The following is a 22,695-nucleotide window of genomic DNA, read 5'->3' as shown; positions in this document are numbered from 1 at the left end:
TCAGGGTCTAGCACCGCCACCGGGCGGGCGCGACCTGATCCTGACCCTTCCTTAAAGCATCCATGGCCGGAATAAAGCCGGCTTTTCCGTTGGGTAGGCCTTATCTGGCGTTCTCCGGCCCGCTTGGCCCGAGTCCATGCTGCCCCGAGGAATGCCGAGGATGCGGGGAGACCGGGCAGAAGAGCTGTGCAGGCCGACCGGTCGATAGACCTGCCTGACGACCGGTGATCTTCGAGAGCATTCTCGCCCGTCGTAAGCGTTGCAAAACTCTTGCCTTCCGCTCAAGATCGCTTGCATTTCGTTTCACCAATCGATTTTGAGCTCGATCAATGTTGCGGCGCAATTTCATATGGATGATCGGCAACAGCGCGCTTGCATGGCCCTGGCTCGCCAGAGCGCAACAAACAAGCCGGAAGGTATGGCGCATCGCCTATCTCTATCCCGGCTCTCTCGCAGATCCTGCCGACCACGCGGTGTTCGACGTCTTTCGCGGAGAGATGAAGACGTTGGGTTACACCGAGGGCAAGAACCTGGTCATCGACGACCGCAGCGCCGAGGGGAGGCTTGAACGGTTGCCGTCGCTCCTGACCGAACTGATCGCTCTCCGTCCGGACGCTATCGTTGCCGTTACGACGCCAGCCATCGCTGCCGCTCAGCGCGCAACATCGACAATCCCCATCATCATGGCCCCGGCGACCGATCCGATTGGCTCGGGCTTCGTCAAGAGCTTTGCCCGGCCCGGCGGAAACATCACGGGCATGGCCAACATGATCGGTGACGCGGTCGGCAAGGGCGTCGAGCTTCTCCATACGATCCTCCCCTCGGCGAAACGCATTGCCGTGCTGACGTCCGGCAATCCAACTCATCCGCAGCAGTACGAGCTGGCCGAAACCGCCATGAAGGCCTTGGGACTTGTGGCAGTTCGCGTGCCAGCTCTTACGCCAAGCGATCTCGAGCCGGCATTCGAGACGATGAAGCGGGAGAACTGCGACGCCATATTCGTGCTTGGCGATGCGACGAGACCGGCCATCGCGACGTTGGCCGCGAAATCGAGAATACCGGCGGTCTACCAATCGGGCCCGTTCATGTCGCTGGGCGGACTGGCGAGCTATCATCCCAAAATCGAGGCCATCTACATCAAGGTGGCGCAGTACGTCGACCGGATTTTCAAGGGCGCCAATCCCGCTGAGTATCCCGTCGAGCAGCCGGTGATATTCGAGCTTGCGGTGAACCTCAAGACGGCTGCGGCGCTTGGTATGACCATTCCCGACAGCGTGCTCGCTCGCGCCGACAAGGTGATCGAATGAGGGCTACGCCCCTCAGGTCAGCGCATTGCTCCGCCTCGTCAATTGGGGCTCACCCTTCGGGGCGCCCGGAATGACGAAGGGATGGTTTGAGCACGATCATTCCATTACACTTCTTCAAGAATCCCCGCGTTTTCAAGAATCCCCGCGTTCCCTCCCCGCCGGAAACCTCATGCTCCAGACCCGATTTCTGATCGCGGCCGTCGCGCTCCTCGCATGCTCGACCGCGTCCGCCCAACTGCTTCCGCCGCCCGGCAGGACTGCGGCCCCAAGGGTAGCCGCACCCTCGCCGCGCGCGGCGTCGTGCCACAATGGGGCGAGCTTCGATCGCTTCCTCGCTGAGGTGAAGAGCCAAGCAGTGGCCGCCGGCGTGTCGCAGCGGACGATCGCCGAGGCCTCGTCCTACCTCGTCTACGACCAGGGCATCGTCAACCGGGACCGCGGCCAGCGCGTGTTCGGCCAGCTCTTCACCGAATTTGCCGGCCGCATGGCCGCGACCTATCGCATGCAGAACGGCCAGCAGCACATCAAGCAATACGCCGCGGCGTTCGCGCGCGCCGAGAAAGAGTATGGCGTGCCGCCGGCGGTGATCGCAGCGTTCTGGGGACTGGAGAGCGATTTCGGTGCCAACATGGGCAATCTGCCGACGCTGAGATCGCTGGTGTCGCTCGCCTATGACTGCCGGCGCTCGGAGATGTTCGTGAACGAGACCATCGCCGCGCTGAAGGTCATCGACCGCGGCGATCTTCATCCCGACGAGATGATCGGCTCCTGGGCGGGCGAGCTCGGCCAGACCCAGTTCCTGCCAACGCATTACGTCAACTATGCCGTCGATTTTGATGGCGACGGACGGCGCGATCTCCTGCGCAGCGGGCCCGACGTGATCGGCTCGACCGCGAACTACATCGCCAACGGCCTCAAATGGCGGCGTGGCGAGCCCTGGCTGGAAGAGATCAAGGTGCCGCAAAACCTGCCGTGGGAGCAGACCGATCTCAGCGTGCAGCAGCCGCGCTCGAAATGGGCGCAGCTCGGCGTCACCTATCCGGACGGCCGGCCGCTCCCGAACGATAACCTCGCGGCCTCGGTGCTGCTGCCGATGGGGCGCAACGGACCGGCCTTCATGGCTTATCCGAATTTCGCGGCCTACACCGAATGGAACAACTCGCTGATCTACTCGACCACCGCGGGCTATCTCGCCTCGCGTATTGCGGGCGCGGCCCCGATGCGCAGGCCGGCCCAACCGGTCACGCAACTGCCGTTCAGCGAGCTGAAGGAGCTGCAACAGCTCCTGGTGCGCGCCGGCTATAATGTCGGCAAGGTCGACGGCGTGCTGGGCCAGCAGAGCCGCTCGGCCGTGAAGGCGATGCAGATCAAATACGGCCTGCCCGCCGATTCCTGGCCGACCGCGGAGCTGCTCGCGCGCATGCGCGGCGGCACCGCGCAGGCGCAGCCACAGGCGACTGTGCGGTAAGACTCTACTCAGTGTCATGCCCCGCGAAGGCGGGGCATCCAGTATTCCAGAGGCGTCGAGATTCATAACGACTGCCGCGGCGTACTGGATCGCCCGGTAAGCCGGGCGATGACGAGTGGAGAGAGCGACGCCAATGATATCGTTGCTAGTCGACGGACGCGGTAGAATTTTTGTCTCGCGCTGGCCACTCCGGCAATTGCATTTTCCCGTGATCCTCCCATGTCAGGGGCTCAGGTTTCGCCTGAGATCTCCCATCATTGAAGCGAGCATCACATGTCCTTCTACGACGCCGTCGTCCCCGCATACTTGCAAATGCTGAACAGCCTCACCGGCCTGCTCACCAAGGCGGAAGCGCATTGCGCGGCCAAAAAGATCGAGCCCAGCGTGCTGTTGGGATCGCGGCTGTTTCCCGACATGCTGCCGCTGTCGAAGCAGATCCAGCTCGTCAGCGATTTCGCGACCAAGGGCTGCGCGCGGCTGACGCACAGCGAAGTGCCGTCGACGCCGGATACCGAGACGACATTTGCGGAATTGAAGCAGCGACTGGCGAAGACCATCGACTACGTGAAGTCGTTCAAGCCCGAGCAGTTCGAGGGCGCCGACGCCAAGGACGTCACCTTCCCGGCCGGCCCAGACAAATCCATCACCATGAAGGGTCAGCAGTTCCTCAGCTCGTTCTCGCTGCCGAATTTCTATTTCCACGCCACGACCGCGCACGGCATCCTGCGCCACAACGGCGTCGAGATCGGCAAGCGCGATTTCCTCGGCGTGAACTGAAATCCGGCCATATCACCGGGCCGCGGCGGAGAGATCGAAACGGCTGCCGCGGCCCAAATTGCGCATGATTTATGCTACGCGGGTTGTAACGCGCAGCTCGCCTGCACTTTCCGTATGGCTCCTCCCTTGTGCCAATCGCCGCGATGCACAAGTGTTCCTGACCTTTCACCGCCTGGAAACATTCCCCGATGAGCCGTCCGACCAAATTGTTTGAGACCTACAAGCTCGGCCCGATCACGCTGCCCAACCGGCTGGTGATGGCGCCGCTGACGCGCAATCGCGCTGCGCCCGGCAGCTTCGTCCCGAGCCCGCTTGCCGCCGACTACTATGGCCAGCGCGCCTCCGCAGGCCTCCTGGTCACCGAAGCAAGCCAGATCTCGCAGCAGGGCCAGGGCTACCAGGACACCCCCGGCATCTATTCGAAAGACCAGGTCGCCGGCTGGCGCAAGGTCACTGACCGCGTACACGAGCACGGCGGACGCATCTTCATCCAGATTTGGCATGTCGGCCGCATCTCCCACACCGCGCTCCAGGCGAATGGCGCAGCTCCGGTCGCGCCGAGCGCGCTCCGTGCCAAGGGCAAGACCTTCGTCAACGGCACCTTCGCCGACGTCTCCGAGCCACGCGCTCTCGAGCTCTCCGAAATCCCAGGGATCATCGACGACTTCAAGCGCGCGACACGCAATGCGCTGGAAGCCGGCTTCGACGGCGTCGAAATCCACGGCGCCAACGGCTATCTGCTCGACCAGTTCGCCAAGGACGGCACCAACAAGCGCACCGACGCCTATGGCGGCTCCATCGAGAACCGCGCACGGCTGATGCTGGAGGTCTCGAAGGCGGTCGCCACGGAGGCCGGCGCCGAGCGCACCGGCATCCGCATCTCGCCGGTTACGCCGGCCAACGACATCTCCGACTCCAATCCGCAAGCCCTGTTCGACCACATCGTTGACGGCCTCAGCGCGCTCAAGCTGGTCTACCTCCACGTCGTCGAAGGGGCCACCGGCGGCCCGCGCGATTTCGCGCCGTTCGACTATGCGAGCCTGCGCAAGCGCTTTTCCGGCGCCTATATCGCCAACAACGGCTACGATTTCGATCTCGCGACCAAGGTGCTGGATGCCGGCAATGCCGACCTGATCGCCTTCGGCAAGCCGTTCATCTCCAACCCCGACCTGGTCGAGCGGTTGAAGAAGGGTGCTGCGCTCAATGAATGGGACAAGAACACGTTCTACGGCGGCAGCGCCAAGGGATACACGGACTATCCGACGCTGGAAGCGGCCGAGGCAGCGCAGTAGCTACTTCTCTCTCTCCCCGCTTGCGGGGAGAGGGTTGGGGTGAGGGGGAGTCTCAACGAGGTCGGAAGCAGTTGGACTCGAGGAGAGTCCCCCTCACCCGGATCGCGATGCGATCTTCGTCTCCCCGCAAGCGGGAGAGGCGAAGAGAAAAAGGGCGGGATCGCTCCCGGCCTTTCGCTTACGCCGACGCCCGCGCCTCTGCTTCGCTCGCCACCATACGCTCCACGATGCGGCGCATGCGCTGCGGTGCTGCGTCGATGGCGAGGCGGATGGTTTTGGCGTTGGGACGAACCTGAGCGACCTCCTCGATGCGCTCCAGAATCTCCTTGTCCTCATTGAAGGCGACGCGAAAATCGGCGTGCAGGCGCTGATCGACATCGGCATCGCCAAGCGCGAAATTGCGGACATGGAGCCAGTGGTCGATGCAGACATTGTGGTCAACCGGCGTGATGAAGTGGCAGGCGAAGATGCGCAGCCCACTGCCGCGGTCTGCCGGGTCGACGATCGCACCGGCATCGGCGCTGCCGAAGTCGATCACCGCGATGCAGGGGGCGACGTAGTCGTAATAGTGCCAGCGGTCGACATGGCCGCCGAAATTGCCGTACTTCGCAAACAGCGGAATTGGCGGCGCATTCCGGATCCAGCGCCATACCAACACGCCACGATCACCAAAGGTGTGCTCCACCGGAATCTCTTCGCTCGCGGAATTGCCCAGCGTCGACAGGTGCACGAAGCTGACATGCGCGGGATCGCAGAGGTTATCGGCGAGGTTGAGGTAGTTGGTCTCGATCCGCAGCGCATCGCCCTCGGCGGCATGCCAGCCGGCCTCACCGAACTGCGGCAGGTCGTGGATCAGCGATGGATCGGCCAGGGCCGGATCGCCCGGCCAGATCCAGATCAGGCCCATTTTTTCCCGGAGCGGATACGACGGCACCCGAGCGCTCGGCGGAATCACCGCTTGGCCCGGAATCCGGACGCAACGCCCATCGGGGCCAAACGTCATGCCATGATAGCCGCATTCGATTGCATCACCCCTGAGCTTGCCCATCGACAGCGGCGCGAGCCGGTGCGGGCAGGCATCGTCGAGTGCGATCACCTCGCCTCCCTCGCAGCGGTAAACGACGAGGTCCATGCCGAGAATGCGGTGGCGCGAGAGCGCGCGCGTGACGTTGCGTGACCAGGTGAGCGGATACCAGGTATTGCGCGGAGCAAGCAGGTTCATGAGGCACCTCTAGTTCTTCAGTTTGGCCAACACCTCGGCGTCGGCGGGCTGGTAGTCCGCCCCATCGACATAACGCCAGTCGGTCATCACCCCCTGGCCGTCCCGCACTGCGAGCTTGCCGATATAGACGCCCATGGTTGACTGGTGATCGATCGCACGGAAGGCGATCGGGCCTACCGGCGCGTCGACCCTCAGATTCTCCATCGACTTGATCAGGTCGTCGGTCCTGGTCGAGCCAGCCGCCTCGATCGCTCTCGCCAGCACCAGCGTGTTGGTGTAGCCGATCAGTGCGCCGATATTCGGCGGCTCCTTGTATCGCGCGACATAGGCTTTCAGGAATGCGTCATGGGCCGACGTCTTGATCTCGCTCCAGGGATACCCGGTAACCAGCCAGCCGGGCGGTGCCTCGTCCTTGAGCGGCGCGAGGTATTCTGGCTCGCCGGAGAGAATGCTGACAACGGCGCGGTTCGTAAACGCATTCCGCGTTGAACCCTCGCGCACGAGCTTGGCAAGGTCGGCCCCGAATGTCGCGTTGAAGATGGCATCCGGACTCTCCGCCATCATCGCCTGCACGATCGCACCCGCGTCGATCTTACCGAGCGGCGGCCACTGTTCGGAGACGAATTCGACGTCGGGTTTCAATCGCTTCAGCTCGCGCTTGAAGCTCGCCACCGCGGCCTGGCCGAACTCATAGTTGGGCGCGATCGTCGCCCAGCGCCGCGCGGGAAATTTCGCCGCCTCCTGTGCCAGGATGGCAGCCTGGGTGTACGTGCTCGGCCGCAGCCTGAAAGTATATCGATTGCCCTTCTCCCAGATGAGGGCATCAGTCAGCGGTTGGGACGCGAGGAAGAAGATCCGCTTCTGTCGGGCGAAGTCGGCGACGGCCAGGCCGATATGGGAGAGGATCGTGCCGGTCAGGAGATCAACCTGCTCGCCGTCGACAAGCTGACCAGCAGCGGTGATGGCCACGTCCGGCTTGCCGGCGTCGTCGCGGGCGATGATCTCGAGCTTGCGGCCGAGCACTCCGCCCTTCCCGTTGATCTCGTCACGCGCGAGTTCCCAGCCCTGGCGATAGCCGTGGGTGCCGACCGGGAGGGCCGAATAGCTGGAGATCTCGCCAATCCTGATCGGCGGCGGCTCGGCCGCTTGCGCCGCGCGGCAGGCCACAGCGAGGGTAATTCCAACGAACGTCAGCACGGCCGGAACGCGCATATGAGCCTCCCGTCATTGGGATTAGCTATTATATGTAGTACTTACTACATAGTACTTACTACATAGCGAATATCAGGTGGACCGGGTTGTCAATGACGAAAAACCGGCGGGCTTGCCAAAAAAGCGGCAAGCTCCATCCTGCGGGTTGTGATTCCAGGGATACGCGATGGCCAACGATACAGAGCTGCCGGTTCGCACACTCGCCGCCCCGCGAAGGGCCAAGCGGAAACGGGCCCCAACGGCCCGACGGATACGGGCGCCCGACCAGACCCGCGAGGCCATTCTGCGCGCAGCGGTCGTCGAGTTCGCTCGTGAAGGCTATGGCGGCGCGCGGGTCGATCGCATCAGCAAGGCCGCCAAGAGCAATGACCGGATGCTCTATTATTATTTCAAGAGCAAGGAGAAGCTCTTCCACCAGGTCATCGAGCACTGTTATGCCGATCTGGTTGCGTCGGAAGAGGCGCTCGATCTCGATTTTTCCAGGCCGCGCCAGGCGCTCGCCGCACTGGTTGCCTTCAACTGGAACTATTACTGGGCTCACCCGGAGCTATTGAGCATTCTCGCCTCGGAAAATCTGTTCAAGGGTCGTCACGTCAGGAACAACATCCGCCGCAGCTTCGCCAATACGCAACTGAGCATGCTGGAGCGCGTGCTCCAGAGCGGCATCGAGCGCCGCGAATTCAGGCCGGACTGCGATCGCTTCCACCTTTATCTGTCGATCCTCTCGCTCACCTATTTCTATCGCGCCAACCTCTACACGCTGTCGAGCTATACGCAGATCGACCTTGCGGATCAGGCGATGCGGAAGGCGTGGCTTACGCATGTGCAGGCGATGATCGAGGATTTGGTGAAGCGGAAGGAGTGAGGGCCACGCGGAGCGCATGCGCCAATCTCGTCATTGCGAGCGCAGCGAAGCAATCCAGGCGTCTTTCCGCGGTGACAGTCTGGATTGCTTCGCTGCGCTCGCAATGACGATCTGGTTGCAGGGTGCACTCGCGCAAAAAGGAAAAAGGCCGGGATCGCTCCCGGCCTTTCGCATTTGTCGACGCTTACTTCGCTTCCGCACGCTTGGGCGGGGTCGCCGGCCACGACTTGATCAACGTGTCGTAGTCGACCGTTTCGCCCTTCGGCTTCTCGTTGGCGAGCTTGCGCTGCGGCGCGATGGTGCCGTCCTTCTGGGCCTTGGCGAACCAGTACTCGGCCGACTCCTTCTTGTGCAGCTTCGGACCGCAGGCGCCCTGCACGCCCGACTTCTCCAGACGCTCCATCACGGAGTCCTGGGCGGCCGCGAGTGCATCCATCGCCTGCTGCGGTGTCTTCGTACCGGACGACGCATCGCCGATGTTCTGCCACCAGAGCTGCGCAAGCTTCGGATAGTCAGGCACGTTGTTGCCGGTCGGGGTCCACTGCACGCGCGCGGGCGAGCGGTAGAACTCGATCAGGCCGCCGAGCTTCGGCGCACGCTCGGTGAACGACTTGTCCCAGATGTCGGATTCACGGATGAAGGTGAGACCGACATGGCTCTTCTTCAGCGACACCGTCTTGGAGACGATGAACTGCAGATACAGCCAGGCCGCCTTGCGGCGATCAGCCGGGGTCGACTTCAACAGCGTGAGAGAGCCGGCGTCCTGGTAGCCGAGCTTCATGCCTTCCTTCCAGTACGAACCGTGCGGCGACGGGGCCATACGCCACTTCGGCGTACCGTCCGCGTTCATCACGGCAATGCCGGGCTTCACCATGTCGGCGGTGAAGGCGGTGTACCAGAAGATCTGCTGGGCGATGTTGCCCTGCGCCGGCACCGGACCGGACTCGGAGAAGGTCATGCCTTGCGCCTGCGGCGGGGCATACTTCTTCATCCACTCCAGATACTTCGTGATCGAGTAGACCGCGGCGGGACCGTTGGTGTCGCCACCACGCTCGACGCTCGAGCCGACCGGGCGGCAGCCTTCCATGCGGATGCCCCACTCGTCGACCGGCAGACCGTTCGGAATGCCCTTGTCGCCGTTGCCGGCCATCGAGAGCCAGGCGTCGGTGAAACGCCAACCGAGCGAGGGGTCCTTCTTGCCATAGTCCATATGGCCGTAGACCTTGACGCCGTTGATCTCCTTGATGTCGTTGGTGAAGAACTCGGCGATGTCCTCATAGGCCGACCAGTTCACGGGCACGCCGAGCTCGTAGCCATACTTGGCCTTGAACTTGGCCTTGTACTCGGGGTTGGTGAACCAGTCGTAGCGGAACCAATAGAGGTTCGCGAACTGCTGGTCGGGAAGCTGATAGAGCTTGCCGTCCGGTGCCGTGCCGAACGACTTGCCGATGAAGTCGTTGACGTCGAGCATCGGATCGGTGACGTCCTTGCCCTCGCCGGTCATGTAGTCGGACAGCGCAATGGTCTGGTTGTAGCGGAAGTGCGTGCCGATCAGATCGGAGTCGTTGATCCAGCCGTCATAGACGTTCTTGCCGGACTGCATCTGGGTTTGAAGCTTCTCGACGACGTCACCTTCCTGGATGATGTCGTGCTTGAGCTTGATGCCGGTGAGCTCGGAGAAAGCCTTGGCAAGCGTCTGCGACTCGTATTCGTGAGTCGTGATCGTCTCGGAGACGACGTTGATCTCCATGCCCTTGAACGGCTCGGCCGCCTTGGCGAACCATTCCAGCTCCTTCTTCTGGTCGTCCTTCGACAGCGTCGAGGGCTGGAATTCGGCGATCCACTTCTGGATCACGGCGTCGTCGGCGGCGCGAACCGGCGCCGAGACGGCGAACGACACCGCGATGAGGGCGGCGGCGCTGGACATGGTCAGAAAATTGTTCTTGGTCAATGGACCTTTCCTTCTCCTAAACTGTCGCATGTTGTTCCTCCGTTGCAGCGACAAACCTTATACAGGCCCGGGTTGATCCCCGGATCTGGCCGTCCCTTCGCGAGCTTCAGACCGTGCGGAAAATGAGCACGGCCGTGGCGAGCGAAATTCCACTTGCGAGCCACAGGCTCGACACTTCGAAACCGTCCTCCCCGATCGGCAGCGTCGCGATCGCGTCGGTGCCGACGAGGCCGATCCACAACAGGTGGATGACGGCGGCCGTGATCAGCGAGATGAACAGGCGGTCGCCGCGCGTGGTCGGGATGCGCAGCACGCCGACGCGCTCGGCTTCGGGATAGACGGCGGCGAGCCACGTCATGACCGCCAGCGTGCAGGCGAGCGCGGCGAAAAAGATCGCCGTCGGCAACGTCCAGGCCATCCATGCGATGGATTCCATCGTCGCCTCCTCTAGACTCTGCCGAGCGCAAAACCGCGCGCGATGTAGTTGCGGACGAACCAGATCACGAGCGCACCCGGAATGATGGTGAGCACGCCGGCGGCGGCCAACAAGCCCCAGTCCATGCCCGCCGCCGACACCGTGCGCGTCATGATCGCGGCGATCGGCTTGGCCTGCACGGAGGTCAGCGTGCGCGCGAGCAGCAGCTCGACCCAGGAGAACATGAAGCAGAAGAAGGCGGCGACGCCGATGCCGCTCGCGATCAGCGGCACCAGGATCTTGATGAAGAAGCGCGGGAAGGAATAGCCGTCGAGGAAGGCGGTCTCGTCGATCTCGCGCGGCACGCCGGAGACGAAGCCCTCCAGGATCCACACCGCAAGCGGCACGTTGAAGATGCAGTGCGCGAGCGCAACGGCCCAAGGAGTATCAAAGAGTCCGATCGCCGAATAGAGGTTGAAGAACGGCAGCGCATAGACCGCGGCCGGCGCCATGCGGTTCGACAGCAGCCAGAAGAACAGATGCTTGTCGCCGAGGAAGCGGTAACGCGAGAAAGCATAGGCCGCGGGCAGCGCCACCGAGATCGAGATGATGGTGTTGAGGACGACGTATTCGAGCGAGTTGATGTAGCCGGAATACCAGCTCTCGTCGGTGAAGATGCGCCTATAGTGCTGCAGCGTCGGCGTATGCGGCCACAGCGTCATCGTCGAGACGATCTCGCTGTTGGTCTTGAAGCTCATGTTGACGAGCCAATAGATCGGCAACAACAGGAAGATCAAAAACAGCGCCATGATGACGCGGCGTCCGGGAATCGAGTGCATCAGGCCACTCCTTCCTTCGGCTTCAGCGCGGTCGCGGGCTGGAGCGCGCCTGCGGGCTTGCGCTCCGCCGCCGGCTTCTCTTCCGCCTGCACCTTCCGCTCGACGCCTGCATTGGTCATGACGGTGTAGAACACCCAGCAGACGATCAGGATGATCAAATTGTAGACCAGCGACAGCGCGGCCGCCTTGCCGAGGTCGAACTGACCGAGCGCGATCTTGACCAGCTCGATCGAGATGAAGGTGGTGGAGTTGCCCGGCCCGCCGCCGGTGACGACGAACGGCTCGGTGTAGATCATGAAGCTGTCCATGAAACGCAGCAGCACCGCGATCAGCAGCACGCGGTTCATCTTCGGCAACTGGATCGCCTTGAACACCGCCCAGCGCGAGGCGCCGTCGATCTGCGCCGCCTGGTAATAGGCCTCGGGGATCGATTTCAGGCCGGCATAGCAGAGCAGCGCAACCAGGCTCGTCCAGTGCCAGACGTCCATCACGATGACGGTGACCCAGGCATCGATGTCGTTGGACACGTAGTTGTAGTCGAGGCCCATCGCATTGAGGGTATAGCCGAGCAGGCCGATGTCGGACCGGCCGAAGATCTGCCAGATCGTGCCGACCACGTTCCACGGAATCAGCAGCGGCAGCGCAAGGATCACGAGACAGGCCGCGACGGTCCAGCCCTGGCGCGGCATCGAGAGCGCGATGACGATGCCGAGCGGCACCTCGATCGCGAGGATGACGAGCGAGAAGAACAGGTTGCGACCGAGCGAGGCGAGGAAGCGGCCGCCGAGATCGGTCGAGGGATCGAGCAATTCCTTGAACCAGCCGACCCCGTTCCAGAAGAACTGGTTGTTGCCGAAGGTGTCCTGCATCGAATAGTTCACCACCGTCATCAGCGGCAGCACCGCCGAGAAGGCCACCACCAGGAACACCGGCAGCACCAGGAACCATGCTTTTTGATTGACGGTCTTGTCCATCAGGCAGCTCCCTCCACCAGACGGCTGTCGGCATAGACGTGGACATGCGACGGATCGAATTTCAGCCCGGAGCTGCCGTCGGAGCTGGCGAAACCAGCGGGCGCGCGCGCCGCTAGCTTGGCATCGCCGACGCGGACGCGGGCGAAGCGGATGCGGCCGAGATCGTCGATGCGCTCGATCTTGGCCGAGAGCAGGTCCGGCGCGGGCGCGACGACGTCGACGAATTCGGGGCGCACGCCAATCTCGATCTTCGCGCCCGCCGGCAGCTTGTCGTAGCTGCGGTTGAGCGCGATGACATGACCGTCGATCCGCGCCTCGCGGCCCTTTACCTCGGCCGGCAGGATATTCATGCCGGGCGAGCCGATGAAATAGCCGACGAACGTATGGGCCGGCTTGTCGAACAGCTCGGCCGGCGTGCCGCTCTGCACCACGCGGCCGTCATGCATGACGACCACGGTGTCGGCGAAGGTCAGCGCCTCGGTCTGGTCGTGGGTGACGTAGATCATGGTGAGGTCGAGCTCGCGATGCAGCGCCTTCAGCTTCGAGCGAAGCTGCCATTTCAACTCGGGATCGATGACGGTGAGCGGCTCGTCGAACAGCACGGCGGCGACGTCGGAGCGGACGAGACCGCGGCCGAGCGAGATCTTCTGCTTGGCATCGGCGGTGAGGCGCGTCGCCTTGCGGTTCAGATAGGGTTCGAGATCGAGCAGGCGGCCGATCTCGGCGACGCGCTTGTCGATCTCGGCCTTCGGCACACCGCGGTTCTTGAGCGGAAACGCCAGGTTCTGCCCCACCGTCATGGTGTCGTAGATCACCGGAAACTGGAACACCTGGGCGATGTTGCGCTTCTGGGTCGACAACGGTGTGATGTCCTTGCCGTCGAACAGGATTTTCCCGCGCGAGGGCGTGATGATGCCGGAGATGACGTTGAGCAGCGTGGTCTTGCCGCAGCCGGACGGCCCGAGCAGCGCATAGGCGCCGCCCTGCCGCCAGGTCATGGTGACCGGCTTCAGCGCAAAGCTTTCCGGGGCTGCGTCGTTGCCGCCGTAGGAGTGGGCGAGATCGACGAGGTCAATGCGGGCCATCGAACGCCTCCCTCACGAGCCCGGCGCGGCGACCAGACGGTCGGCCGCATCGAAAACGAAAACGTCGTTGGGATCGAGCACGGCATCGATGGTCTGGCCGGCCTCGAACTCGTGCACGCCGTGCAGGACCGCAACCCAGTTCAAGCCGTCACGGGTCAGATGCACGAAACTCTCCGAACCGGTGATTTCCGTCACCGTCACCGTGGCATGGAAGGCGTGGCGGTCAGCCTCACCGCTGGCGAGCCCGAGCTGATGCGCGCGAAAGCCCACGCGATAGGCGCCGTCGGCAAGTCCGGTGTAGAGGCCCGAAGCCGGCGACGTGGTGCCGCCGGCATATGCGACCTGCCCGTTCTTCTTCTCGATGCCGACGAGGTTGAGCGGCGGATCGGAAAACACTTGCGCGACCCGCAAGCTCTGCGGCCGGCGGTAGACGGTCGAGGTCTCGCCCATCTGCAGTGCCCGGCCTTCCCACATGCAGACGGTGTTGCCGCCGAGAAGCAGCGCCTCGCTGGGCTCGGTGGTGGCGTAGACGAAGATCGCGCCCGAGGCCTCGAAGATGCGCGGCAGCTCGGCGCGCAGCTCCTCGCGCAGCTTGTAGTCGAGATTGGCGAGCGGCTCGTCGAGCAGCACGAGATCGGCGCCCTTCACCAGGGCGCGCGCGATCGCGGTGCGCTGCTGCTGGCCGCCGGAAAGCTGGAGCGGCGTGCGCTTGAGGAACGGCTCGAGCCTGAGCAGTTTCGCGGCCTCCGCCACGCGCTTCTCGATCTCTTCGCGCGGCTTGCCCTGCACGCGCAGCGGCGACGCAATGTTCTCATAGACCGTGAGCGAGGGGTAGTTGATGAATTGCTGGTAGACCATCGCCACCGAGCGCTGGCGCACGTCGGCGCCGGTGACGTCCTTGCCGTTGACCAGCACCTTGCCCGTGGTCGGCTTGTCGAGGCCGGCGAGCAGCCGCATGATCGAGGTCTTGCCCGACAGCGTCGGCCCGAGCAGCACGTTGAGCGTGCCGCTCGCGAGCGTCAGCGAAACGTCGCGGATGTGCGGAATTCCGTCGACGGTCCGGGTCACGTGATCGAGCGCCACGGTCATGAGCGTCCTCCTGCTTCCAGCAGGGGACTTTGCTGCACGGCGTGGGTCCTGATCCAGTCGTCAAGCGCCGCGATCTCGTCGGCACTTAGTCGCAGGCCGAGCTTGGAGCGCCGCCAGACGATGTCCTCGGCGGTAACAGCCCACTCATTGGCCATGAGGTAGCGGACCTCGCGCTCGGTCAGCGTCGCACCGAAGGACTGACCGAGATCGGCGGCCGATTTCGCTTCGCCCAGCAGCTTGATCGCGCGGGTGCCATAAGCGCGCGCCAGGCGCCGCGCATGTTCGTGAGTGAGGAAGGGATAGCCGCGCTGAAGTTCCGCGATCAGGCCGTCGACGGCCGACACATCCATCTCGCCGCCGGGTAGCGGCCATTTTCCGGTCCAGCCCTCGCGCGCTTTCGCACTGCGAAGATAGGGCGCAAGCCGTTCCAGCGCCTCCTCGGCGAGACGGCGGTAGGTCGTGATCTTGCCGCCATAGATCGACAGCAGCGGCACGCCGCCGGGCGTGTCGAGCTCGAATACGTAGTCGCGGGTCGCGGCTTTGGCTTCGCTGGCGCCATCGTCATAGAGCGGACGCACGCCGGAATAGGTCCAGACCACCTCCTCCGGCGTCACCGGCTTGGCCAGATATTCGCTCGCAGCCGTGCAGAGATACTGGATCTCCTCCGTCGTCGCCTTCACCTTGGAGGGATCGCCGTCATAGTCGCGATCGGTGGTGCCGATCAGCGTGAAATCGTCCTGGTAGGGAATGACGAAGATGATGCGGCCGTCCGCGTTCTGGAACATGTAGGCGCGGTCGTGATCGTAGAGTTTCTTCACCACGATGTGCGAGCCCTGCACCAGGCGCACCTTGGCGTTGGCATTGACGCCGGCGCCACGGCCGAGCACGTCCTCGACCCATGGGCCGCCGGCATTGATGAGCGCCCGGGCCTGGATCGATGAGCGTGCGCCGGTCAGCGTGTCGACCATGCTCACGGTCCAGACGCCGTCGGACTGGCGGATCTCGGTGGCGCGGGTGCGGGTGCGAATCTCGGCGCCCTTGTCGGCGGCGTCGCGCGCGTTGAGCACGACGAGACGGGCGTCATCGACGAAGCAGTCGGAATATTCGAACGCGCGGGTGTAGCGATTCGGGATCAGCGGGCGGCCGACCTCGTCGTGCCTGAGATCGACCGAACGGGTCGCCGGCAGGAGATGACGCCCGCCGATGTGGTCGTAGAGGAAGAGGCCGAGGCGCAGGAGCCAGGCCGGGCGCAGGCCCGCATGATGCGGCAGAACGAAACGCAGGGGGCGAATGATGTGGGGCGCGATGCCCCAGAGGATCTCGCGCTCGATCAGCGCCTCACGGACCAGCCGGAACTCGTAATATTCGAGATACCGCAGGCCGCCATGCACGAGCTTGGTCGACCAGGACGATGTCCCGCTCGCCAGATCGTTCATTTCGCACAGGAAAACCGTGTTGCCACGGCCCACCGCGTCGCGCGCGATGCCGCAGCCGTTAACACCGCCTCCGATAATGGCGAGGTCGAAAATACGCTCCAACAGACGCATCCCCCGGCGACCGCCCGTTCCATCGGACGGCTACTTTCGTTTTTGATTAGATCACACCCGAAAGCGAAAGCAAGATGAAAGAGAAGCGAGAAGAGGCGAAAGCGGAACTTTTTTGTAGGCAACGGGTGGGTTGTCGGAAGGCACGAGGGCCCGCTCGACCGTCCCGCGTGCTCCTGCCACCGGCACTCAGGCAAATTGTCAGGCATTCGGTACACAACGTCGCATGGTACGGCGCTCGCTCGCCGGGTTATCGTCTTCCGGCTCGGCAATGCAGGAGCCCAACCATGCATTCTGGAATCGGAGCCGCCTTCACTGGTCTCTTTCTCGGGCTGTGGGCGTCGGCGGCTGCTGCCGACGGAAGCGTCAAACAGATCAGCGCTGCCGGTACGACGTTCGGCTATGTCGAGCTCGGGCAAGGCGACCCCATCTTTTTCGTGCATGGGGGCTTTCAGGACTATCGTCTCTGGAACGAGCACCTGCCGGTGTTTTCAAAGAACCATCTCGTCATCGCCTATAGCCGGCAGAATCACTACCCCAATGCGGCAAGCAATGACGGCCTCCCTGATGGCGCGGCAGACGTGCATGGGGAGGACTTGGCTGCAATTTTGACCGGCCTCGGCGTCAAACGGGCGCATATTGTCGCGCACTCGTCTGGCGCGCACGCCGCTCTATTCTTCGCATCCAATCATCCCGAGATGGTGCGAACGCTCGTGGTCAACGAACCTCCGGCCCAAGGCCTGCTCGCCGGAAGCCCGACAGGCGCGGACGTCCTGAAACAATGGGGCGCTCGATTTACGTCTGCGCGCGAAGCATTCAAGAAAAATGATGTCGATGCAGGGCTGTGGCTCTTCGCCGACGGCGTGGGCGGACCTGGCACTTACGATCGGCGGTCGCAAGCCGAGCGCCAAATGATGCTGGACAATGCGCCTTCGGGGGTTGCGGACGTCACCTCACCTCGCCCGCGTCCGGTGTTCACCTGCGAGATGGCAAAGCGCATTTCGGCACCAACACTCGTGACGACTGGCGAGCGCAGTCCGGAGTATTTCCATCGCATCGTGGACGAACTGGAAAAATGTCTGCCGCAGGCCACGCGAGCAAAAATACCCGATGCGTCCCATACGGTCCCAAGCGAAAATCCCAAAGCTTATGACGAGGCGGTGCTTGCCTTCATCGCGCTTCACTAGGAACAGTGGACCTGCCGCCTTGCGGGGTAGGCAGGAAACGGAGTTCAGCTAGGCAGCCGACCGCGGCCTCAGCGCAATCGCACAACCGGGGATGCCTCCGGCGCAGTGTCCTGTGTGGCCTCGGCCTGCGCCTCGTCGATATCGGCAGACTTCGGCAGCGCCTCCACCACCTCGATGCCCTTGCTGTGGCAGATGGTGGCGAGGCGTTCGGGCAGTTCCTGATCGGTAACGAAGGTCTGGATCTGGGTGATATGGGCGATGCGCACCGGAGCACTGCGGCGAAGCTTCGTCGAATCGGCAACCAGCATGACGCTGCGGGCATTCGCGATGATGGCCTGCGCGACCTGGACCTCGCGATAATCGAAATCCAGCAGCGCGCCCTCCTCGTCGATCGCGGACGCACCGATGATGGCGTAATCGACCTTGAACTGGCCGATCAATTGCGTTGCGGTCGAGCCGACCACGGCGCCGTCGGCACGCCGCACCGTGCCGCCGGCAACCACCACCTCGATCCGGGGATGGCGGTAGAGCAGCATGGCTACGTTGAGATTGTTGGTGATGACGAGCAGATCCTCGTGCGAGGTGAGCGCGCTCGCGACCTCCTCCGTCGTGGTGCCGATATTGATGAACAGCGAGCAGCCGTTGGGAATGAGCGAAGCGGCCGCCATCCCGATCGCCTTCTTCTCATCGGCGGCGACGAAGCGCCGGGCCTCGTAGGCGAGGTTTTCGACGCCGGACGCGATGATGGCGCCGCCATGGATGCGGGTCAGCGAGCGGCGCTCGCAGAGATCGTTGAGATCTTTCCGGATGGTCTGCGCCGACACCTCAAAGCGGCGGGCGAGTTCTTCGACCATCACGCGGCCGGAGGCGCGCGCGATGTTGAGGATTTCGGCTTGGCGATGGGTCAATCCGGTCACGGTGATGGCCTCAAAATCACTGGGTGCATGGTGCGGCGGATCGCGCGATCGGTCAATGCAAGAGCTGATCACGGTTAACGGACAAAGGGTCCTCGCTCCTCACCACGCCATTGCGGTCGCGAGCCGGGCGAGCAGCTCGGGATCGTCGAAGGCACTCGCGGAGGCGATCGCGCCGGCGGCAACAAGGTCAGCATGGCTGAGGCTCGTCCGTATCCCGATGGTTGGAATCCCGGCGGCCGTGGCCGACTGCACGCCCGAGCGGGAGTCCTCGAACGCGATCGAGGCTTGGGCGCTGGCACCGACGAAGCGCAGCCCTTCCCGATAGGGCAACGGATGCGGCTTGCCGTGCAAAAGCTCATCGCCGATCACGATCGCCTCGAACCGCTCCGTGATGCCGAGGCCCGACAACAGCAGCTCCGCATTCAGCCGCGGCGCGTTGGTGACGGCGACCATGGGAATGCCGGCAGCATCCGCCCGGTCGAGCAGCGCCATCAAGCCGGGCAGCGGCTCGATCTGTCCGGCCACCAGCGTGCGAAAGATCTCCTCCTTCTCGCCGAGGATCGCGACGCGGCGCTCGAGCGCTTCCTCGGTGAGAAACCGCTCGCCGATCGATGCATTGGAGAAGCCCTGGAGCTCCTTCGAAAAGCGCACGTGATCGAAGACATGGCCGCGGGGGCCGAGCACCTGGTTGAAAGCCTTCAAGTGCAGCGGGTCGGTGTTGGCGAGCGTGCCGTCGATATCGAACAGCAACGCCCTGCCGATGGCCTCGATCATTTCCGTACTTTCCCTCGCGCGCCGCGCATCAATGCGCAAGACGTATCAATATGACCTCGCTCGCGCAATGCAGAGCATTGCATGACGACGAGGTGACACTCGACAAAGTCGCGCGCGGCTGCAACACTCGCGGCAAGATCAAAAAGGAGGAAACGATGATCATCAACCGGCGCGAGCTGGCTCTCTCGACCCTGGCTGTCTCCACCATTGCCATCACAGCTTCCGGCGCGATGCCGGCGCAGGCCGCCTCGGCGGACGAAGAAGCCGTGGCGAAGAAGGTCGAGGCCTTCCGCCTCGCTCAGATCGCGGCCGACCCGAAGGCACTCGGCGCGTTATGTTGGGATGATCTGAGCTACAGCCATTCCAGCGGCAAGGTCGAGGACAAGGCGACCTTCATCGCCAACGCCACCGACGGCAAATCGAAATTCCTGTCGATCGAATACAAGGACCCGACCATCAAGGTCGTCGGCCCCGCCGCGATCGTGCGCTTCCATTGGGTCGCAGAGCAGGAGATGGCGGCCGATGGGAAAAAAGTGCCGACCAACCTTCACATCCTGATGAACTGGCAGAAGCAGGGCGACGACTGGAAGCTGTTGTCGCGGGCGGCGACGAAGCTGTGATGCTTCTTTCACCCTCTCCCCTTGTGGGAGAGGGTGGCTCGCCGCGCTAGCGGCGAGACGGGTGAGGGGTCTCTCTCCGCGAGAGATTCTTTTACCTCTGAATGTGCGGAAGCAACCCCTCATCCGGCGCTTCGCGCCACCTTCTCCCACAAGGGGAGAAGGACAACATGCGCGGCAAAAGATTCCGATCCCACGCTTCGCGCGCGCCCGGAATGACAGGCGGGGAGATCACGCCGCCTCCTTCACCTCGCCGTTAACGAGCTTGCTTGCAGCGCGCTCGGCTTCGCGGGCGTTGCGGAAGATTTGGCCCTCCAGGCGGTTGAAGCGGTGGGATGAGGCGAAGAAACAATAGCCTCCTTGATTGCGAACGACGATACCTGCGGTCTCTGAATTGACTTCGATGATGTAGCTGTCCGTCATGGCCCGTTGAGTCCTCAGTGCGGGCAAATAACGACGGTTCTGCCCAAAGGTTCCTAGGGCAAATCAGCCGTTTTCGTCCCCGAATCGACACGCAACTGAGTACGCCGGGACCTCATCCCTTTTATGACTGGTTCTTGGCGAAGCCGCGACGCGGCGACTCACAGATGCCGCGATCAGTAACGGCAATGACAACGAGGATGAGGCATCGCGCCGCGCGCGATTACGTCGCGATCGATGCGTCCGGCTGGCGAACCGCTTGCGGCCGGCCGTGCTCGTCGATCGAAACGTAGGTGAAATTTCCGTCGGTGACGAGGAACGGATTCTCCTCGCCGCGACGGAGCGCCCAGGCCTCGAGATGCACGGTGAGCGAGGTACGCCCCACGCGAACGAGATTGGCGTAGACCGAGACAAGATCGCCGACATAGACCGCTTTGCGGAAATTCATCGCCTCGATCGCCACCGTGACGGTGCGCGACTTCGCCACCTTCGAAGCGAACACGCCGCCACCGACGTCCATCTGGCTCAGCAGCCAGCCGCCGAAGATATCGCCATTGGCGTTGGTGTCGGCGGGCATTGCCAGCGTGCGAATGCAGAGGTCGCCGCTCGGCTCGGTGTCGGCCTGTTCAGTCATGTGCCTCTCACTTGAAATTATCCCAGCCCGGATCGGGCGCGAAGCGGCCGCCGAATCGTTCGGCCAGCGCGCGCAAGGTGGATACGACATTTTCCGCGCCGCGCGTGCGCGCATAATTCAACGGACCGCCACGGAACGGCGCGTAGCCGGTGCCAAAGATCATGGCGCCGTCGACCGCATCGGCATCGTCGACGATGCCTTCGCGAAGCGCCGCGACGCAGACGTTGGAGATCGGCAGGATCAGCCGGTCGATCATCTGGTCGGTGACACGCGGGCCGGTCTCCGGCAACGGCACCTTCTCCGCCTTGCCGTCCTTCCAGACGTAGAAGCCCTTTCCGCTCTTGCGGCCGAGCTCGCCCTTGGCGACCTTATCGCGCAGCCAGGCCGGCGTCGGCGGCAGCAGATCTCCGAACTTCGTGCGCAGCATGTCGCCGACGTCCAGACAGATGTCGAGCCCGACCTGGTCGGCGAGTTCGATCGGTCCCATCGGCATGCCGAATTGTTCGGCCGCCGCATCGATCAGGCGCTGGTCGATCTTCTCGTCCAGCATCACCATCGCTTCCAGCATGTACGGTGTCAGCGCGCGGTTGACGAGGAATCCGGGCGAGCTTTTCACGGAGAGCGGCAGGCGGTCGATCGCGCCGACGAAGGCAAGCGCCTCCTTCAACACCTGCGGGTCGTTGCCGTCATGGCTGACGACCTCGACCAGTTGCAGCCGCGACACCGGATTGAAGAAATGCAGGCCGACGAGCCGCTCCGGCCGCGCCAGACCGCTCTGCAGATCCTGGAGCGGGATGCTCGAGGTGTTGGTGGCGAGAATCGCGCCCGGCTTCATCCGCGGCTCGAGCCCGGCATAGACCTTCTGCTTGAGCTCGAGCTTTTCCGGCACCGCCTCGATGATCAGATCAGCGTTACGGACGCCCTCGCCGTCCATGTCTGGAACGAGACGATCGAGCGCGTCGCGCACCTCGGTGGGCTTGCGGATGATCTTGCCGTAGAGCTCGGCGGCGCGCTTGACTGCACCGGCGATCGGCTCCGCCTTCATGTCGGCCAGCGAGACCCGCAGCCCCTGGCTCGCTACCCAAGCGGCAATGTCGCCGCCCATGGCACCGGCGCCGATGACATGGACGTGCTTGACCGTGCTGCCGGTACCCGCCGCCTTCTTCATCTGCTCGCGCAGAAAGAACACGCGGATCAGGTTCTGCGCCGTCGGCGTCACCATCAGCCTGGCGAAGGATGCCTGCTCAGCCTTCAGCATCGCGGCCTTGCTGCCGCCATGGGCCTCCCAGAGATCGATCAGCGCGTATGGCGCCGGATAATGCTCGCGGGGGGCGGCCTTCGCGGCCTCGCTCCGCATGCGCTTGGCAAGCAGCCCGCGCACGGGACCAAAACTGGCCGCGCGGGTGAGAAGACCCGGCCGGGCCCGCTTCAGCCGGCCGAACAGCGCGTCCCTCACCGCGTTGTGGACGTGCCGCTCCTGCGTCACGGTGTCGACGAGGCCGAGCGATTTGGCGCGGCGCGCGTCGATGGTGCGGCCGGTCAGCATCAAGGCCATCGACTGGGTCGGATTCACCAAGGCGGTGAATCGCGCGGTGCCGCCGAGGCCGGGATGCAGGCCGAGCATCACCTCCGGGAAGCCGAAGCGCGCGCCGTCGATGGCGATGCGCGACTGGCAGGCGAGCGCGACCTCGAGCCCGCCGCCGAGGCAGAAGCCGTGGATCACCGCAACCGTCGGCAACCGCAGCGCCTCCAGATGATCGACCACGGCATGCGCGCCGCGGATGCGCGTCTCCACCATGGCGGCATCGCTGGCGCCGCGGAATTCGTTGACGTCGGCGCCGGCAATGAAACCGGACGGCTTTGCCGAACGGATCACGAGGCCGGCGGGGCGCTCGGTCTCGATCGCCGCGAGCACGGCGTCGAATTCCTCCATCACGTCCGCGGACAGCGTGTTGGCGCTGGCGTCGGCGCGGTCGAACAGCAGCCAGGCGATCCCGTCGGCATCGCGCGTCAGCTTGAAGTGGCGATAGGGCCCGGCGGCCGCGGGCTGAGGCCCGAGCGCAAGCACGCGATCGCCGAGCGCGGTCATGATCTTCGAATCCATGG

The 22,695-nt window shown here is 63.7% G+C and carries 21 protein-coding genes; 7 read left to right on the top strand and 14 right to left on the bottom strand.

The annotated features are described in order from the left end of the window. Nucleotides 1–329: 329 nt before the first annotated feature. From MTX21_RS37665 to MTX21_RS37650, 4 genes are all read left to right on the top strand, one after another. Nucleotides 330–1,307 (top strand): ABC transporter substrate-binding protein, encoded by a 978-nt coding sequence (locus tag MTX21_RS37665; RefSeq protein ID WP_280969491.1) that lies wholly within the window; start codon nucleotides 330–332, stop codon nucleotides 1,305–1,307. Nucleotides 1,308–1,476: 169 nt separating this feature from the next. Further along, on the top strand, nucleotides 1,477–2,775 hold the full coding sequence (locus MTX21_RS37660) for a lytic murein transglycosylase (protein WP_280969490.1): 1,299 nt from the start codon (nucleotides 1,477–1,479) through the stop codon (nucleotides 2,773–2,775). Between the two features lie 273 nt (nucleotides 2,776–3,048). Then, nucleotides 3,049–3,552, top strand: a complete 504-nt coding sequence (locus MTX21_RS37655) for a DUF1993 domain-containing protein (protein ID WP_280969489.1) — start codon at nucleotides 3,049–3,051, stop codon at nucleotides 3,550–3,552. Nucleotides 3,553–3,740: 188 nt separating this feature from the next. Continuing rightward, the gene (locus tag MTX21_RS37650) at nucleotides 3,741–4,844 is read left to right on the top strand and encodes an alkene reductase (protein ID WP_280969488.1); all 1,104 of its coding nucleotides are present in this window, start codon (nucleotides 3,741–3,743) and stop codon (nucleotides 4,842–4,844) included. Nucleotides 4,845–5,022: 178 nt separating this feature from the next. Here MTX21_RS37650 and MTX21_RS37645 read toward each other — a convergent pair whose 3' ends face one another. Next, on the bottom strand, nucleotides 5,023–6,066 hold the full coding sequence (locus MTX21_RS37645; RefSeq protein ID WP_280969487.1) for an aromatic ring-hydroxylating dioxygenase subunit alpha: 1,044 nt from the start codon (nucleotides 6,064–6,066) through the stop codon (nucleotides 5,023–5,025). 9 nt (nucleotides 6,067–6,075) lie between these two features. Beyond that, nucleotides 6,076–7,278 carry an ABC transporter substrate-binding protein gene (locus MTX21_RS37640; RefSeq protein ID WP_280969486.1) on the bottom strand — a complete coding sequence of 401 codons (1,203 nt, stop codon included), beginning with the start codon at nucleotides 7,276–7,278 and terminating at the stop codon, nucleotides 6,076–6,078. A 166-nt stretch (nucleotides 7,279–7,444) separates the two neighbouring features. Between MTX21_RS37640 and MTX21_RS37635 the strand changes: the two genes are divergently transcribed. After that, nucleotides 7,445–8,143 (top strand): TetR/AcrR family transcriptional regulator, encoded by a 699-nt coding sequence (locus tag MTX21_RS37635; RefSeq protein ID WP_280969485.1) that lies wholly within the window; start codon nucleotides 7,445–7,447, stop codon nucleotides 8,141–8,143. Between the two features lie 184 nt (nucleotides 8,144–8,327). Here the strand turns inward: MTX21_RS37635 and MTX21_RS37630 are convergent, their stop codons facing one another. From MTX21_RS37630 to glpD, 7 genes are all read right to left on the bottom strand, one after another. Next, nucleotides 8,328–10,070, bottom strand: a complete 1,743-nt coding sequence (locus tag MTX21_RS37630) for an ABC transporter substrate-binding protein (protein WP_280970914.1) — start codon at nucleotides 10,068–10,070, stop codon at nucleotides 8,328–8,330. Between the two features lie 130 nt (nucleotides 10,071–10,200). Beyond that, entirely contained in the window at nucleotides 10,201–10,530 is a 330-nt protein-coding gene (locus MTX21_RS37625) for a DUF2160 domain-containing protein (protein WP_280969484.1), read from the bottom strand. 11 nt (nucleotides 10,531–10,541) lie between these two features. Next, nucleotides 10,542–11,348, bottom strand: a complete 807-nt coding sequence (locus tag MTX21_RS37620) for a carbohydrate ABC transporter permease (RefSeq protein WP_027552952.1) — start codon at nucleotides 11,346–11,348, stop codon at nucleotides 10,542–10,544. Next, nucleotides 11,348–12,322: a sugar ABC transporter permease gene (locus MTX21_RS37615; protein WP_280969483.1), complete on the bottom strand. Its 975-nt coding sequence runs from the start codon at nucleotides 12,320–12,322 to the stop codon at nucleotides 11,348–11,350. The genes MTX21_RS37620 and MTX21_RS37615 overlap by 1 nt, the downstream gene beginning before the upstream one ends. Then, on the bottom strand, nucleotides 12,322–13,407 hold the full coding sequence (locus MTX21_RS37610; RefSeq protein WP_280969482.1) for an ABC transporter ATP-binding protein: 1,086 nt from the start codon (nucleotides 13,405–13,407) through the stop codon (nucleotides 12,322–12,324). Before MTX21_RS37610 ends, MTX21_RS37615 begins: the two co-directional genes overlap by 1 nt. A gap of 12 nt (nucleotides 13,408–13,419) precedes the next feature. Beyond that, nucleotides 13,420–14,496: an ABC transporter ATP-binding protein gene (locus tag MTX21_RS37605; protein ID WP_280969481.1), complete on the bottom strand. Its 1,077-nt coding sequence runs from the start codon at nucleotides 14,494–14,496 to the stop codon at nucleotides 13,420–13,422. After that, on the bottom strand, nucleotides 14,493–16,043 hold the full coding sequence (gene glpD, locus MTX21_RS37600) for a glycerol-3-phosphate dehydrogenase (RefSeq protein WP_280969480.1): 1,551 nt from the start codon (nucleotides 16,041–16,043) through the stop codon (nucleotides 14,493–14,495). Before glpD ends, MTX21_RS37605 begins: the two co-directional genes overlap by 4 nt. A gap of 284 nt (nucleotides 16,044–16,327) precedes the next feature. On the opposite strand from glpD, the gene MTX21_RS37595 reads away from it, so the two are divergent. After that, nucleotides 16,328–17,227 (top strand): alpha/beta hydrolase, encoded by a 900-nt coding sequence (locus tag MTX21_RS37595; protein WP_280969479.1) that lies wholly within the window; start codon nucleotides 16,328–16,330, stop codon nucleotides 17,225–17,227. Nucleotides 17,228–17,295: 68 nt separating this feature from the next. Here the strand turns inward: MTX21_RS37595 and MTX21_RS37590 are convergent, their stop codons facing one another. Then, nucleotides 17,296–18,144: a DeoR/GlpR family DNA-binding transcription regulator gene (locus tag MTX21_RS37590; protein ID WP_280969478.1), complete on the bottom strand. Its 849-nt coding sequence runs from the start codon at nucleotides 18,142–18,144 to the stop codon at nucleotides 17,296–17,298. A gap of 99 nt (nucleotides 18,145–18,243) precedes the next feature. Further along, nucleotides 18,244–18,918, bottom strand: coding sequence for an HAD-IA family hydrolase (locus MTX21_RS37585; RefSeq protein ID WP_280969477.1), 675 nt, complete (start codon nucleotides 18,916–18,918; stop codon nucleotides 18,244–18,246). Nucleotides 18,919–19,073: 155 nt separating this feature from the next. Here MTX21_RS37585 and MTX21_RS37580 point away from each other — a divergent pair, with 155 nt between their 5' ends. Further along, nucleotides 19,074–19,538: a nuclear transport factor 2 family protein gene (locus tag MTX21_RS37580; protein WP_341510855.1), complete on the top strand. Its 465-nt coding sequence runs from the start codon at nucleotides 19,074–19,076 to the stop codon at nucleotides 19,536–19,538. Nucleotides 19,539–19,766: 228 nt separating this feature from the next. Here MTX21_RS37580 and MTX21_RS37575 read toward each other — a convergent pair whose 3' ends face one another. The 3 genes from MTX21_RS37575 to MTX21_RS37565 all read right to left on the bottom strand — a co-directional run bounded on the left by MTX21_RS37575 (nucleotide 19,767) and on the right by MTX21_RS37565 (nucleotide 22,693). Further along, nucleotides 19,767–19,958, bottom strand: a complete 192-nt coding sequence (locus MTX21_RS37575) for a hypothetical protein (RefSeq protein ID WP_280969475.1) — start codon at nucleotides 19,956–19,958, stop codon at nucleotides 19,767–19,769. A 220-nt stretch (nucleotides 19,959–20,178) separates the two neighbouring features. Beyond that, nucleotides 20,179–20,589: an acyl-CoA thioesterase gene (locus MTX21_RS37570; RefSeq protein WP_280969474.1), complete on the bottom strand. Its 411-nt coding sequence runs from the start codon at nucleotides 20,587–20,589 to the stop codon at nucleotides 20,179–20,181. A 7-nt stretch (nucleotides 20,590–20,596) separates the two neighbouring features. Then, nucleotides 20,597–22,693 (bottom strand): 3-hydroxyacyl-CoA dehydrogenase NAD-binding domain-containing protein, encoded by a 2,097-nt coding sequence (locus tag MTX21_RS37565; RefSeq protein WP_280969473.1) that lies wholly within the window; start codon nucleotides 22,691–22,693, stop codon nucleotides 20,597–20,599. Nucleotides 22,694–22,695: the final 2 nt, after the last annotated feature.

The sequence above is a fragment of the Bradyrhizobium sp. ISRA430 genome (assembly GCF_029909975.1).
Classification (GTDB): domain Bacteria; phylum Pseudomonadota; class Alphaproteobacteria; order Rhizobiales; family Xanthobacteraceae; genus Bradyrhizobium.
Note: the sequence above shows the minus strand (reverse complement) of the source record. Positions and strands in the feature narration are given on the sequence as shown.